The sequence below is a fragment of the Mesorhizobium sp. f-mel genome (assembly GCF_053850215.1).
This window is the reverse complement of record NZ_JBSPTO010000002.1, coordinates 78,882-93,234: the sequence shown is the minus strand read 5'-3', so window position 1 is coordinate 93,234 and position 14,353 is coordinate 78,882. Positions and strand designations below refer to the sequence as shown.

The following is a 14,353-nucleotide window of genomic DNA, read 5'->3' as shown; positions in this document are numbered from 1 at the left end:
TGTCGATAACCCAGTCTGGGCGAACGCCGTTCGCAGGTCTTGAATAAATGTTACCACGCGCGCGCCCGTTGGGCGTCGCAAGAGGCGTTCCAGAACCTATGCCTGGCGGCAAGCGTCGTCGGCGTTTCGCCGGCAAGGTCGCGGAATTCGCGAACAAGATGCGCCTGGTCGGCATAGCCGCAATCGGCGGCGATATCAGCCCAATCGGATTTGTCCTGCCTTGACAGCCCGAGCGCCCGATTGAAGCGGACGATGCGCGACAGCGTCTTAGGGCCGACGCCGATCGCGTTGGAGAATTTTCCTGCGAGATGCTTGCGGCTCCAGCCCAGCCTGTCGGCGAGCGATGAGACGCGAATGCGGCCGCCCGAGACGATGATCCGGTCATAGGCCCAGGCGATTTCGGCCTGCGTTTCCCGGGCTTTGTCCAGCCGTGCTGCGACGAACGTCTCGACGACGGCAAAGCGTGCGCTCCAACCGTGCGCATTGCCAAGTCTTTCCCGCAGCGCGATGCCTTCAAGTCCGAGCACATCGTCGAGGCCGACCATGCGGTCGGTGAGTTCGCTCATCGCAAGGCCGAAGAAGCGGCGGGCGCCGAGCGGGGTGAAATTGACCTGGACGCAGCAGGCGCCACCGAAGGATTCGATCACCACCGGACCGGCAAAAAGGCCGGCGGCGAAACTGGCGAAGCGGTCGTTGTCGCCCGGATCCTTGCCGAGTCCGATGGCGAAGGGTTCGGCAAAGCTGATGACCAGCGGCACGGTCAGCGATGCATATTCGACGTTGCGGAAACGGCCCGGTGCCGTTTCGCGATAGCCGCAGATGTCGGTGACCGCGCCCCGGAGGCAAGGGCCGGACGTACGCCGCACCATCTCGAACCGGTCGAGGCCGGGATTTTCATGTCGGCTGCCGTCTTCGCTCTCGGCGGGCATGAGCTTTCCTTCCGCCCAAGGAGTCTAACAGACCAGCCCTCAAAATCAAAAGCGCCCGGCTTGTGGCCGGGCGCTTCGAGTTGCCTGAGATTTGAATACTTAAGCGCCGCGAACCAAGCAGCCGCCAGCAAGCACAATATAAGCGATGAGGACGATCCACACCGCGGCCAAGGGAATGAACGCAAAAACGCCGAGAGCGGCGAGAAGGCCGATGATGGCGATAACAAGGGATATGATGAAAACAAGCTGCGTAGGCGCACTGAGATTCATGTGTGGCTCCTCCGACATGATTCGTACAACCGCATAGTATCAGGCGCGCCGTTCACACACCAATCAGCGTGCGCAGCGGGTTCGCCGGATCGGCCAGCAGCTTGATGGCCAGCGCCAGACAGACCATCACCAGCAGCGGCTTGATCAGTTTTGCGCCATTGCGGATGGCGAGGCTGGCGCCGACGCGGGCGCCGAGGAACTGGGCGACACCCATCATCAGGCCGATCTTCCAGTAGACGACCCCGGCAGCAGCGAAGACGATGAAGCCGCCGATGTTGGAGGCGAAGTTGAGCAGCTTGGTGTGCGCCGTCGCCTTGAGCACGCCGTAGCCGGCTAGGGTGACGAAGGCCAGCATGTAGAAGGAACCGGCCCCCGGCCCGAACAGGCCGTCATAGAAGCCGACAATCGGCACCAGGATCAGCCCGAACAGGAACGGCGACAGGCGCCGGGCGCGGTCGACGTCACCCATGTTGGGCTTCAGGGCGAAGTAAAGGGCGATGCCGATCAGCAGGACCGGCAGAAGAGCGCGCAACAGGTCGCCCGGCACGAATGTCGCCAGCAAGGCGCCGAGAGCACTGCCGGCAAGCGCCAACGAAGCCGAAGGCAATTGCCGGCGCAAATCGACATGGCCCTTCGCGGCGTAGTGGATGGTCGCCGAGCCTGAGCCGAACATGCCCTGCAGCTTGTTGGTTCCCAGCGCCTCGACCGGCGAGAAGCCGGCGAGCAGCAGTGCTGGAATGGTGATCAAGCCGCCGCCGCCGGCAATCGAATCGACGAAGCCGGCAGCGAAGGCGGCGGCGCCGAGAATGACGACGGTCTGGGTGAAAAAATCGAACATCGGATGGTTGCGGGAGGGGTTCCGGCCAGCGGGAAAATATGGCGCGTTCGAACCACAGCCGACCCGTTTGCGCAAGACCGATTCCGCGCTACCTATGCGAAGCGCGCGGCGACGCGCTTGGCTCTTTTGTTTATGCATGTCGTTATCTCAAAACCGCTGCGCACTTTTGAGCGACATGCATTTGACGAATCGGAAAGGGACGCTGATGGCATTCGCATTGCTTGACCAGATACGCTCGATCTTCGATGGCGACCCCGGCGTGCGCAAGGTTGCGGACGATCCTGTGCTGTCGGCGGAACTGCTGATGCTGTTTCGCATGATCCTGGCCGACGGCACGGTCAGCGAGAGCGAAATGGCCGCCTTCAGGCGCATCTGCCGGGAAGCCTTCGGCATTCCGGAAGCCAGCATCGACAGCGTCATCGAATATCTCAACGAGTTCGGCTACGAGACCAACAGCTCGCAAGCCATCGCGCAGTTCCGTGACCTCGACGTCGAGAGGCGCAGCCTGCTTGCCCGCCATATGGCCGAGATCGCCAAGGCCGATTCGCAACTTGCCGGGACCGAGATGCAGCTTTTGCGCCGCACGCTCGACTTACTCGACATCAGCCCAGCCGATGTGGTGAAGGCCGAAGAGTAAGCCGTTCTGAACGGTGGGCGGCTCACCCCTGTTCCTGTAACCGCCGAGCAATCGCGCGGTGCAGGTCTGGGGCCGCAGCGACCAGCGCCTTGGCGGCTTCGGACTGCGGATGGTCGAGAACCTCGCTCGTCCTGCCGCGCTCGACGATCCTGCCGTCATACATGACCATCACCTGATCGGTGATGGCGCGAGCGACGGTCAGATCGTGAGTGATGAATAGATAGGCAACGCCGAGCTTCTGGTTGAGCTCGGCGAGCAGATCGAGAATCTGGGCACGGATCGAGACGTCGAGCGCCGAGACCGGCTCGTCGGCGACGACCAGTTTGGGGCGGGTGATGATGGCGCGGGCGATCGACAGGCGCTGGCGTTGGCCGCCTGAAAATTCGTGCGGATATTTGTCCATGTCGCGTGGGCTGAGACCGACCTCGTGCAGGACCTTTGCCACCATCTCGCGCCGCTCCGTATTCGTCGGCTTCTTCTCCAGGACATGCAGCGGCTCGGCGACCAGTTTTTCGACTTTCTGGCGCGGGTCGAAAGAGCCGTAAGGGTCCTGGAACACCACCTGCATGTCGCGGCGCGCCGGCTTGAGCTCCGCCTCGCTCTTGCCGGTGATGACCTCGCCGCGAAACCGGATCGTTCCCGATGTCGGCCCGTCCAGCGCCAGGATCATGCGGGCAAGCGTGGACTTACCGCAGCCGGAACGCCCGACCAGCGCCACCGACTGGCCGGGATCAATCGAGAACGAGACATCGTCGACGGCGCGGATCGGAGCCGCCCGCTTCAGCAGCGACGGGCGACGTCCCGGATAGTCCCGCGTCACGCTGTCTACCTGAAGAAGAGGTTTGGCACCCTGGAGCAGGGGGATGTCTTGGCCGACCTCATGTGTCCTGGCGCGCGCCGGCACATGCATCGAGGCCTGCGCCAGTTGTCGGGTGTAGGGATGGAGCTGTTCGGACAAGGTGCGAGCCGTGTCGCCGGCCTCCATCACTTCGCCGTGGCGCAGGATGGTGATGCGATCCGCCATCTCCGTCACCACCGCGAGGTCGTGCGAGATCAGGAGCAGGCCCATGCGATTTTCCGCGACCAGGTCGCGCAACAGGTCGAGGATCTGCGCCTGCAGCACGACGTCGAGCGCGGTCGTCGGCTCATCGGCGATCAGCAGCTTGGGTTTCAGCGCGCAGGCAATGGCGATGACGACGCGCTGGCGCTGGCCGCCGGAAAGCTCGTGCGGATAGCGCGATAGCGGGAATTTGGTTGAGGGCAGGCCGACCCGGTCGAGCATCTTTCGCGCGCGGTCCTCGGCGTCAGCGCGGCTTGCCTTCGTATGCCAGCGGATGCCTTCGGCGACTTGCTCGCCAATGGTCTTGACCGGGTTCAGCGCCGTCATCGGCTCCTGGAACACCATGCCGATGTCGTCGCCCCGCAGCGCGCACATCTCGTCTTCGCTGGCCGCCAGAATGTCGATGCCGTCGAAGACGACGCGCCCGGTGGCGCGCGCCGACCAAGGGAGAAGCCGCATCACCGTCAGCGCCGTGATCGATTTGCCCGAGCCGGATTCGCCGACCAGCCCCATCACCTCGCCGGGCGCGACGAAGAGCTCGACATCCCTCAGGATCGGCGTGTCGCCGATGCTCAGCGAAAGGTTCTCGATTTCGAGCAGGCTCATCGCTGACGCCGTGACCGCGGATCGAGGATGTCGGCAATACCGTCGCCGAGCAGGTTCAGGCCAAGCACGGTGACGACGATCGCCATGCCTGGAAAGATCGCCATCCAGGGCGCCGCCACCATGCGGGTCTGCGCATCGAACAGCATACGGCCCCAACTCGGCATCGGTGGCTGTGTGCCGAGCCCGACATAGGAAAGCCCGGCTTCGGCCAGGATGCCGAGCGCGAACTGGATGGTGCCTTGCACCAGAAGCAAGGTGACGATGTTGGGCAACACATGTTCCAGTGTGATCAGTGTTTTGCCTTTGCCGGCGGCGCGCGCGGCGAGGATGAAGTCGCGCGGCCAGATAGCCAGCGCGCCGGCCCGGGCGACGCGGGCGAAGACCGGAATGTTGAAAATGCCGATGGCGATGATGGCGTTGAGCGCGCCCGGCCCGAAGATGGCGGTGATCATGATCGCCGACAGCAGGGCAGGGAAGGCGAAGACGAGATCGTTCAGCCGCATCACCGCTTCGTCGGCGATGCCGCCGCGCGCCGCAGCGAAGGCACCGAGCGGCACGCCGATGCCCATGCCGATGCCGACCGCCACCAGCGCCACGGCGATCGAATTGCGGGCGCCGACCATGATCATCGACAGGATGTCGCGGCCGAAATGGTCGGTGCCGAACCAGTGCGCCGGCGAGGGTGCCTGGGTCTTGTCGGCGATGATCAGCTTGGTGACGTCAAAAGGCGTCCAGAAGAACGAGACGATGGCGACCGCTGCCACCAGCGCGGTGATGACGAAGCCAGCGAGGAACGAGCGGTTGGTGAAGGCCTTGACGAGGATGTCGGCAAAATTTTCCTCTGGAATGTCGAAGCGCAGCGTCATTGGCGGCTTCTCAGGCGCGGATCGACGACCGCATAGGAGAGATCGACAAGCAGGTTGACCCCGATGACGGCGGCCACCAGCAGCATGACGACGCATTCGACGACGATCAGGTCGCGCTGGGTGATCGCCTGGAACACCAGCCGGCCAAGGCCGGGCAGGTAAAAGACGTTCTCGATGATGATGGTGCCGGCGAGCAGGAAGGCGAACTGCAGGCCGAGAATGGTGAGCACCGGGATCATGGCGTTGCGCAGCGCGTGCCGCCACAGCACCGCGCGATAAGGCAGGCCCTTGGCGCGGGCGGTGCGGATATAGTCCTCGTTCAGCACTTCGATCAGCGCCGAGCGGGTTACGCGGGCGAGGATCGCCGCTTGCGGCAGTGCGAGCGCGATCGCCGGCAGGACCAGCGATTTCAGCGCCGGCCAGACGCCGGCGCTCCAACCCGGAAAACCGCCGGCTGGCACCAGCCGCAGCCAAACCGCAAACAGGTAGATCAGCATCAGCGCAAACCAGAAGTTCGGCACGGCGACGCCAAGCTGGGCGGCGCCCATCGCAATCGTGTCGCCGGCCCGTCCGTGCCTGCCGGCGGAAAACAGCCCGACCGGAATGGCAATGATGGTGGACAGCGCCAGCGCGATCAGCGCCAGCGGCAGCGAGACGACGACGCGCTCGCGGACCAGGTCGATGACCGGCACCGAATAGGTGTAGGAACGGCCGAAATCGAGGCTCAGCAAGCCGCCGGCCCAGTGCAGATAGCGCAGAGCGAGGGGCGCGTTGAGGCCCATCTGGTTGCGCAGCAGCTCGACCTGGTCGGCGCTGGCGTTCATGCCAAGCATCAGCCGCGCCGGGTCGCCGGGAATGATCTCCAGCACGGCGAAGACCACCATCGAGGCCAGAACCAGCGTGATGACGGCGATGGCAAGACGATTGAGAAGATAGGTGGTCATGGGAGGAGGACCGCTGCGCTGCCTCACTCCGTCCACTTCACCTTGGTCAGGTCGTTGGCCTGGATCGGGGCGTTTTCCCAAAAACCCTCGAGCTTGGCGTCCCAGACGCCGGCTTTCGGCAGTTCGTAGAGGAAGCCGACCACGGCATCGTCGGCCAGTATCTTCTGCGCCTCGCCGAGCAGCGTCATGCGCTTGGCCTCATCAGAGGTGTGGTTCAGATCGGCGATGATCTTGTCGAAGGTCGGGTTGTCGTAGTTGAAGTAGTAATCCTTGCGCGAATAGATATCGATGTCGTTGGGCTCGGTGTGGGAGACTATGGTCAGGTCGTAATCCTTCTTGGTGAAGACCTGGTCCAGCCACTGCGCCCATTCCACGGGCACGATCTGCAGATCGATGCCGACATCGCGAAGCTGCGACGCGATGATCTCGCCGCCAAGCCGCGCATAGGGGGGCGGCGGCAGTTTCAGCGTCGCCTTGAAGCCGTTCTCCAGACCGGCTTCCTTCAGCAGTTCCCTGGCCTTCTCGACATTGTGCGGATAGAGGCCGGTGAGGTCGACATAGGCCTTGTTGGCGGGCGACATGTGCGAGCCGATCGGCACGCCAAGGCCGGCCGAGGCGCCGTCGATGATCGCCTTGCGGTCGAGCGCAAACGAAATCGCCTGCCTGACCTGCAGTCTGTCGAAAGGCGGTTTCTTGTTGTTGATCGAGAGAATGGTTTCACCCTCGGTCGCGCCGATCACCACCTTGAAGCGCGGGTCGTCCTTGACCTGCGCGACACTGTCGGGATCGGGGAAGAAGGGAAAGGCCTGGACGTCGCCGGAAAGCAGCGCCGGTATCGCGGCGGCGGCATCGGGAACGATGCGGAACTCCGCCTTGTCGAGGGACACCGGGGCGCCCCAGTAAGTATCGGACTTGATCAGCGTGATGGACGAGCCCTTGGCCCAGCTCTGGAACCTGAACGGGCCGGTGCCGACAGGCTTTTCCTTGTTGGTGTCGGCTGTCTCCGGCGCGACGATGACCGCGTCGCCCCAGCCCATATTGTAGAGGAACGAACTTTGCGGGTTCTTCAGCGTGATCTTGACCGTCGCCGGATCGACGACCTCGACCGTATCGATGGCGGCGAACAGGCCCTTTTGTGCGTTGACGGAGTTGTCGGCACGGGCGCGGTCGAGCGAGAATTTCACGTCGTCGGCGTTGAAGTCGGTGCCGTCGTGAAACTTGACGCCGGTATGCAGCTTGAAGATGTAGACCTTGCCGTCGTCGGAAATGGTCCAGCTTTCGGCGAGATCCTGCAGCACCTCGCCGTTCGGACCGATGCGGGTCAGCCCCTCGAACACATTGGCGTAAAGCACTTCGTCGATCGCCGCCGCAGCACCCGCAGTCGGGTCGAGATGCGGAGGTTCGAGCGTGATGCCGATGACCAGATCGGTCCGCACAGCGAACGCCGAGGCCCCAGTGGCCACCACCAGGCCCGCAGCGGTGAGAATGGTTTTCCACAATTTCATCGTGCAGCTCCCGTATGCTCAAAAAATGCTCAAAACCCAGTGGATAGAAGCGTGATTTCGCCAAGGAGTAAATTGCGTTTCGTGCTTTCCGGCAGCGCCGGCGGGAATGTTTTCCGTTAGCCGCTGGCTCAAGCGATCGAAGCTTTCCGTCGCAGCCGGGTTACCGTGCGCCGGCGCCCCTGAGCAATATGTTCAGCCCGATCGCCATCACCTTGGCAGATTCAACCATGTCGGGGATCCCTACCCATTCGTCGGGCCTGTGGGCGAGGTCGAGAATGCCCGGGCCATAGGCGATGCAGTCGTAGATGTGGCCGATGCGGGCAATGTGCTTCTGGTCGTAGGTGCCGGGTGAAATCACGTAGTCGGGCTCGCGGTCGAATATCTCCATGATGCCTTGCGCCACCGCCTTGACCACTGGTGCATCGCGCTCGGTCATCAGCGGCAGCACCTCCATGAGATCGCGGATCTCGTAGTCGAATTTCTTGCGCTCGCGCTTCAGCCGGTCGAGGATATCAGTCACCTCGCTCTTGACCGTGCCGAGGTCCTCCTCCAGCAGGAAGCGGCGGTCTATGGTCAGCCGGCAGGAATCGGGCACGTTGGGCGAGGGCAGGCCGGGCCGGAAATCCTCGGCCTGGCCGCCGTGGATCGAGTTGATGTTCATGGTCGAGCGCTTTGCCCCATCGGGCACGACCGGCATGCGCGTCATCTTGCGGTCGAGCGCCGGGAACAGTTCTTCCTCGAAAGCCTTTAGCACGGCGCCCATATGGCGCACCGCGTTGTCGCCGAGGAACGGCATCGAGCCGTGGGCGATCTCGCCCTTGGTCTCGATCTCCGCCCACCAGACGCCGCGATGGCCAAGGCAGATGCGGTCCTTGTTCAACGGCTCGGGGATGATGACGTGGTCGACCTTCGGCTTGGAAAAATAGCCGAGCTTTGCCAGATGGGCGACGCCGCCAAAGCCGCCGGACTCCTCGTCGACCGTGCCTGATATTTCGATGGCGCCTGGAAAATCGGGGAAGGCCTCCATGAAGGCCTCGGCGGCGATGATCGAGGAGGCCAAGCCGCCCTTCATGTCGCAGGCGCCGCGGCCATAGACCTTGCCATCCCTGACAATGCCGGCGAAGGGATCGAGGCTCCAGCCGTCGCCGGCTTCGACCACGTCGATATGCGAGTTGAAATGCACGCAGGCGCCGGGCGAGCGGCCATCGAAGCGGGCGACGACATTGACGCGCGGGTAGCGGTCGGTGTCGCCGGGCGTGTCTTCGGCGCGGATGAATTCGACTTCGAAACCGCGTTTCTTCAGCCGCGCTCCGACGTATTCGGCGCATGGCCGATAGGCTTCGCCTGGCGGATTGATTGTCGGAAAGCGGATCAGATCCGCGGTCAGCGCGACCAGGTCGTCGACCCGATCATCGACCGCTTTCAGGAGCCGTTCGTTCATTTCGTTCATTCGACGAACTGAGCAGCCAACGGTGCGCTTTGGCAAGCCTCTTGGCGGACCGCGCCGCTGCTGCGTGTTGTTGCGGCAACTATCGCGGGAAATCGTTCAAATTCGCTGCTTTGGATTGGCGAATTCGTCAAGGAGTATGTGGTTACCTCACTTGCCATTTAAAAAATCAAGAATAGCGTGAAGGCAGGCGGGCAAGGGCAATCAAAGGGGTTTGATCGCATGAAAAAGACCGTTCTCATGGCAGCGTTACTGGTAACGATGCTGTTCGGTTCTTCGGTCGAGGGCTGGGCAGCCAAGCTGGTTGCAAGGATCGACGTGTCATCGCAGACGATGACTGTAAGATACGGTCAGGCGGTTTACCGATGGCGCGTATCGACGGCGCGCAAGGGGTATATCACGCCGCGCGGCAGCTACCGGCCGCAACGAACGGCACGGATGTGGTATTCGCGCAAATACGACATGTCGCCCATGCCTCATTCGGTGTTCTACCGCGGCGGCTATGCCATCCATGGCACGGGCGCGGTGAAGTCTCTCGGCCGCCCCGCGTCGCATGGCTGCGTGCGGCTGCACCCCGCCAATGCCGCCGCCTTCTATTCGATGGTGCGGCAAGCCGGCTTCCGCAACACGCGTATCGTCGTGACCAACTAACTTTAGGTGGTTGCAAGCGCGGTTCCTACAAGAAGTCAGAACGGGCGCTTGTGTGAAGCGACGCCGGCTTTCCGCTCTGAACCAATTCGTCGGCGAAAGTGGGAGCACTATTTACGTGGGCAGGCTTTGGGCAGAATATACGGGGTGGGAGGAAGCAATCGGAATCCCTGAATAAATGCGCCCGAACGGCTTCCGACCGTTGGTTGCAAGGGAGGATAATCATGAAACGTATTTTCTCGCTCGCGGCGGGTGCCGCGGCGTTATCGCTCGGCGTATCGAACGCCTACGCACAATCGGGCGGCGTCGATAAGGCGGTCGGCGGCTACAGCTTCGAAGAAGCCGCAAAGGAGGCCCCTGGTACCAAGGACTTCCATTCGGCCGATGGTCACCTCACTTTCGCTATCGTGACACACACTGCCGGCAATGGTTTCTTCGATCCGGTCTACGTCGGCGCGACCGTCGCCGGCAACCTGATCGGCGCCAAGGTCCTGCTGCTCGGCTCGGAATCGCCGACCGACGACCCTGCCCGCGAGATCGAAATCCTGAACCAGATCGTGCAGGATCCGACGATCGACGGGCTGATCATGACAACGCCCCAGGTCGGCGCCTATAACGACATCGTCAAGGCCGCCGAGGCGAAGGGCATACCGGTCGCTACGACCAATTCCTTTGACGGCACGCTCCTCAACCGCAGCAGCATTGGCCACACCGGCCAGGACGCCTCCGCTGCCGCAATCGCCGGCGAGGCGCTCGTCAAGTGCCTCGCGGACAAGGGTATCGAGAAGGGTTCGATCGTCCTGCCGTCGTCGACCGCAATGGGCAACATCGAGGTGAACAATCGCGTCACTTCGGCTTTCAACGCCATCGTCAAGGGCTTGAAGGATGCCGGCAAGCTTGATGCCTTCAAGGTCGACGCGGGTCCGGAGAACACCGGTATAGACACCAATCCGAATGATCCGGTGAACGGCATCGTGACGCTGTTCGAATCGCGCGGCGACGTCGTCGGCGCGTTCGCCGGCAACAACGTGTTCACGCCGGCTCTTGCCAAGGCCGTCGCTCAGACCGGAATGACTGGCAAGATCTGCGCCTACGGTTTCGATCTGGGCCCGGCCCAGCAGGATGCGATGAAGAGCGGCGATCTGACCGGCGCGCTCGGGCAGCAGCCCTTCTTGCAGGGCTTCTGGCCGGTCATGCAGCTCTATCTGGAGATCGATCGCGGCATCGCGGCGGCCAACCTCGACACACGCGCCCAACTCGTGACGAAGGAGACCGTCGAGGACGTCGGCAAGCGCTTCGAGAACTGAGTCCGCTCGGAAGGTCTGAAATCATTGCGGGAGGGCGCAAGCTCTCCCGCAATGCGGCAGCAGGCAGAAGAGACCATGGCGTTTACCGCGACCACATCACTCGGCCGTGCGCCGTCCCAGATTGTCGGCGGCTGGGAGGTGGGGCTCGTTGCCTTGCTTTTGCTGCTCTATCTCGGCGGCGCTCTCGTCAATCCCGCGTTCTTCGGGTCAACAGGGGCGTTTCACTCGCTGCTCCGCGACACCTCGCGGGTTGCCATCATCGCGGTCGGAGTGACCTTCGTCATCGTCAACAAGGACCTCGATCTTTCGGTCGGTTCAACTTACGGCCTAGTCGCTGTCGTCTTCGCCAGGCTGTTCGCGCCGAGCTTCCTTGACCTCGGCGTCGTCACGTCGGTGATCCTCTGCGTGCTTCTCGGTGTGTTGATCGGTCTCGTCAATGGCGTGCTCGTCACCATCCTGAAAGTGCCTGCATTCATCGCCACCCTGACGATACTTTTCATCGGCCGCGGCTTCGTGCTGGCGCTCACTCACGGCCAGGCGATCTACTATCCTGCCAAGGCGACCGGCTATCCACTTTTTTTTCACCTCGGCGAGACTAACCTCCTCGGCTTCAACAATCAGATCGTGATCTTCGTCGTTGTCGCCGTGATCGGCGCCTATGTGCTCGCCAAGACGCGCTGGGGCTACGAGACCTTCGCCACCGGCGGCAACGAGCAGGCGGCGTCCTATGCCGGCATCCCGACCAACTGGGTGCGCATCCGAGCCTACCTGATCTCCTCGCTCTGCGCGGCGCTAGCTGGCCTGATGTCAGCTGCCCAGGACAAGGGCGTGACGCCCCTTTACGGCGTCAGTGGTGAGCTGATCGTCATTGCCGCCGTGATCATCGGCGGCGCCTCGATCCTCGGCGGCCGCGGCCGGGTCGCCGGATCCTGCCTTGGCGCCCTGCTGGTGGTGCTGCTCGACAAGGTGTTGCGCGAGGGCTGGCCGATCACGCGCACCATCAAGATCGGCGACGAGGAGATCACGGTCAACGCCGTTTTCTCGCTGCCGGTCGGCGCGGTGCCGGTGTTCCTCGGACTGCTGCTCGTCGTGGCGGTGCTCATCGAGCCCTATCTCATCCGCCGCCAGGTGGCAGGGCGTCTCTGGGCCTGGCTCCGCGGCCGGCCGCCGCCACCGGCCTACGAGATCGGTGGCATCGCGATCGAGGGAGTGCAGACCAAGGGGGCAATGGCGACCGACATGGCGCTGTCGGCCACCGGGTTCGGCAAGTTCCTCGCCCGGCGCGACGCGCTCGCCATCATCTTGACCGTGCTCCTGTGGCTGACCGGCCTCGCGCTCCGGCCGGACTACTGGTGGAACCTGTCCAACAGCTTCGCGATCCTGCTCAACTATACCGAGCTTGCGCTGATCACCATCGGGCTCACCTACGTCATCGCCGCCGGCGATATCGATCTCTCCGTCGGGGCGGTGCTCGCCCTCGCCGGCAGCACCGCCGCCTATTTTCTCAAGGTTCTCGGCGCCGACCCCGTGACCGCGGTGGCGATGGGCCTGCTCGCGGGCATGTGTGCCGGCCTCGTCAACGCGATCGTCACCGTCGGCTTCAAGCTGCCGGCCTTCATCGCCACGCTCGGCATGTTCTACATCGCCCGCGGCCTCGCCGCCTGGTTCGTCGCCGGGCAGCAGCTCACCGGCTGGCCCGAGGGCTACAACCTGCTTGGCCGCAAGGTGAACGACATCCTGCTGCACTACCGCATCTCGCTGCCGGACGGGCTGCTGCGCTCGATCGCCGAGGTGGTGAGCGTCCAGACCATCTGGATGCTGTTCGTCGCCGTCATTGCCGGCGTCGTGCTCGCCTATATGCCGTTCGGGCAGAAGGTCTATGCGACCGGCGGCAACATTCGCGCCGCCGCCTATGCCGGGATCAACACCAACCGGGTGCGGTTCCTCGCGCTAATGCTGGCGGCGCTCTGCGCGACAATGGCCGGGATCATCAACGTCGCCTACTTCCGCAGCTTCAACCCGGTGGCCGGCCAGTTCCGCGAGCTCGACGCCATCGCTTCGGTGATCATCGGCGGCGGTTCGATCTTCGGCGGCTACGGCACCGTGATCGGGGCGCTCGCTGGGGCGGCGGTGATCACCCTGATCCGGGCGCTGCTGCAGCTCAACGTCCAGGGCTTCACCATGCCGCAGCACTGGATCAACGTCTTCATCGGCGGCATCCTGATCGTGGCGGTGCTGATCGACATCTGGGTGCGCCAGGCCAACATCTTCGGCCGCCTGCGGGCGCGCCTCGCACGGCGCACAAGAACGGCGGAGACCACCCATGCGTGACCCGACCACGCCTGCACCGATCGTAGAAATGCGGGGCATCGAAAAGGCCTTCGGTGCAGTGCAGGCGCTCCGCAACGTCGACCTCGTGCTCTATCCCGGCGAGATCCTGGGCCTCGTCGGCGACAACTCGGCCGGCAAATCGACGCTGATGAAGATCCTGACCGGCGCCTACCAGCGCGACGCCGGCGAGGTTTTCGTCGCCGGGCAGCCGGTGCACTTCAAGAGCCCGCACGAAAGCCGCGACGCCGGCATCGAGATGATCTACCAGGATTTCGCTCTTTGCGGGAATATGGATGTCGGTCAGAACATCTTTCTTGGCCGTTGGCCGCGCAAGGGCCTTTTCGTCAATCGGCGGAAAATGTACGCGGAAGCCGACAGCGTGCTGAAGCGACTCAAGGTCGACGTGAACTCCGTCTATCAAAAGGTCGAGAGCCTGTCAGGCGGACGCCAGCAATCTGTGGCGATTGCCCGCGCTATCTCCTTCCAGCCGCGCGTGGTGATCCTCGACGAGCCGACCGCCAATCTCTCGGTGATGGCGACCGAGCGGCTGCTCGAGACCATGCTGGAACTGAAAAAGCAGGGCGTTGCCCAGATCATCATCTCCCACCGCCTCGTTGACATATTCGCTGTGGGCGATCGCGTGATGGTGCTGAAGCGCGGCGAGAACGTCGGGGATCGCTACGTCAGGAACACCGGCGAGCATGAGGTCCTGGAGATCATCGTCTCCGGCACGCGAGAGCACGCACTTACGGCCGATGAGGCGAGGCTTTGACCGATCATGTTCACTTTTCTCCAGGCGTGGCTGTCAAACAGCCCTTTCATTTCGGACGTGCTTAACGATTGGCGGTGAAACTTGCCGCGCCGAAAGACCGAAACTTGAAACAAGGCCGCCATCGAGCGATCCGGCCGAAACAAAAAACCCGCCTCAGCGGGCGGGTCGTTGGCGCAGATCAAGAATTGTGCTT

At 63.2% G+C, this 14,353-nt stretch carries 13 protein-coding genes; 5 read left to right on the top strand and 8 right to left on the bottom strand.

Features of this window, described 5'->3' with window-relative positions; all coding sequences use genetic code 11:
• Window positions 1-50: 50 nt before the first annotated feature.
• The 3 genes from ACWUKX_RS04520 to ACWUKX_RS04510 all read right to left on the bottom strand — a co-directional run bounded on the left by ACWUKX_RS04520 (window position 51) and on the right by ACWUKX_RS04510 (window position 2,037).
• Entirely contained in the window at window positions 51-929 is an 879-nt protein-coding gene (locus tag ACWUKX_RS04520; protein ID WP_456004301.1) for a helix-turn-helix domain-containing protein, read from the bottom strand.
• A gap of 99 nt (window positions 930-1,028) precedes the next feature.
• Entirely contained in the window at window positions 1,029-1,199 is a 171-nt protein-coding gene (locus ACWUKX_RS04515) for a hypothetical protein (RefSeq protein WP_084831397.1), read from the bottom strand.
• A 52-nt stretch (window positions 1,200-1,251) separates the two neighbouring features.
• The gene (locus tag ACWUKX_RS04510) at window positions 1,252-2,037 is read right to left on the bottom strand and encodes a TSUP family transporter (RefSeq protein WP_456004299.1); all 786 of its coding nucleotides are present in this window, start codon (window positions 2,035-2,037) and stop codon (window positions 1,252-1,254) included.
• Window positions 2,038-2,242: 205 nt separating this feature from the next.
• Between ACWUKX_RS04510 and ACWUKX_RS04505 the strand changes: the two genes are divergently transcribed.
• The gene (locus ACWUKX_RS04505; protein WP_127316806.1) at window positions 2,243-2,674 is read left to right on the top strand and encodes a TerB family tellurite resistance protein; all 432 of its coding nucleotides are present in this window, start codon (window positions 2,243-2,245) and stop codon (window positions 2,672-2,674) included.
• A 22-nt stretch (window positions 2,675-2,696) separates the two neighbouring features.
• Here the strand turns inward: ACWUKX_RS04505 and ACWUKX_RS04500 are convergent, their stop codons facing one another.
• The 5 genes from ACWUKX_RS04500 to ACWUKX_RS04480 form a co-directional block, all read right to left on the bottom strand.
• Window positions 2,697-4,340, bottom strand: coding sequence for an ABC transporter ATP-binding protein (locus ACWUKX_RS04500; RefSeq protein ID WP_456004296.1), 1,644 nt, complete (start codon window positions 4,338-4,340; stop codon window positions 2,697-2,699).
• Window positions 4,337-5,206 (bottom strand): ABC transporter permease, encoded by an 870-nt coding sequence (locus ACWUKX_RS04495; protein WP_095521956.1) that lies wholly within the window; start codon window positions 5,204-5,206, stop codon window positions 4,337-4,339. Before ACWUKX_RS04495 ends, ACWUKX_RS04500 begins: the two co-directional genes overlap by 4 nt.
• Window positions 5,203-6,150, bottom strand: a complete 948-nt coding sequence (locus ACWUKX_RS04490; RefSeq protein ID WP_456004293.1) for an ABC transporter permease — start codon at window positions 6,148-6,150, stop codon at window positions 5,203-5,205. Before ACWUKX_RS04490 ends, ACWUKX_RS04495 begins: the two co-directional genes overlap by 4 nt.
• 23 nt (window positions 6,151-6,173) lie before the next feature.
• Window positions 6,174-7,655 (bottom strand): ABC transporter substrate-binding protein, encoded by a 1,482-nt coding sequence (locus ACWUKX_RS04485; RefSeq protein ID WP_456004291.1) that lies wholly within the window; start codon window positions 7,653-7,655, stop codon window positions 6,174-6,176.
• A gap of 160 nt (window positions 7,656-7,815) precedes the next feature.
• Window positions 7,816-9,096: an acetylornithine deacetylase/succinyl-diaminopimelate desuccinylase family protein gene (locus ACWUKX_RS04480; RefSeq protein ID WP_456004289.1), complete on the bottom strand. Its 1,281-nt coding sequence runs from the start codon at window positions 9,094-9,096 to the stop codon at window positions 7,816-7,818.
• A gap of 228 nt (window positions 9,097-9,324) precedes the next feature.
• Here ACWUKX_RS04480 and ACWUKX_RS04475 point away from each other — a divergent pair, with 228 nt between their 5' ends.
• From ACWUKX_RS04475 to ACWUKX_RS04460, 4 genes are all read left to right on the top strand, one after another.
• Window positions 9,325-9,753, top strand: coding sequence for a L,D-transpeptidase (locus ACWUKX_RS04475; protein WP_029351843.1), 429 nt, complete (start codon window positions 9,325-9,327; stop codon window positions 9,751-9,753).
• Between the two features lie 221 nt (window positions 9,754-9,974).
• Window positions 9,975-11,057 carry a substrate-binding domain-containing protein gene (locus ACWUKX_RS04470; RefSeq protein WP_456004287.1) on the top strand — a complete coding sequence of 361 codons (1,083 nt, stop codon included), beginning with the start codon at window positions 9,975-9,977 and terminating at the stop codon, window positions 11,055-11,057.
• 75 nt (window positions 11,058-11,132) lie between these two features.
• Window positions 11,133-13,388, top strand: coding sequence for an ABC transporter permease (locus ACWUKX_RS04465; RefSeq protein ID WP_456004285.1), 2,256 nt, complete (start codon window positions 11,133-11,135; stop codon window positions 13,386-13,388).
• Window positions 13,381-14,160, top strand: a complete 780-nt coding sequence (locus tag ACWUKX_RS04460; protein WP_095521961.1) for an ATP-binding cassette domain-containing protein — start codon at window positions 13,381-13,383, stop codon at window positions 14,158-14,160. Before ACWUKX_RS04465 ends, ACWUKX_RS04460 begins: the two co-directional genes overlap by 8 nt.
• Window positions 14,161-14,353 lie beyond the last annotated feature (193 nt).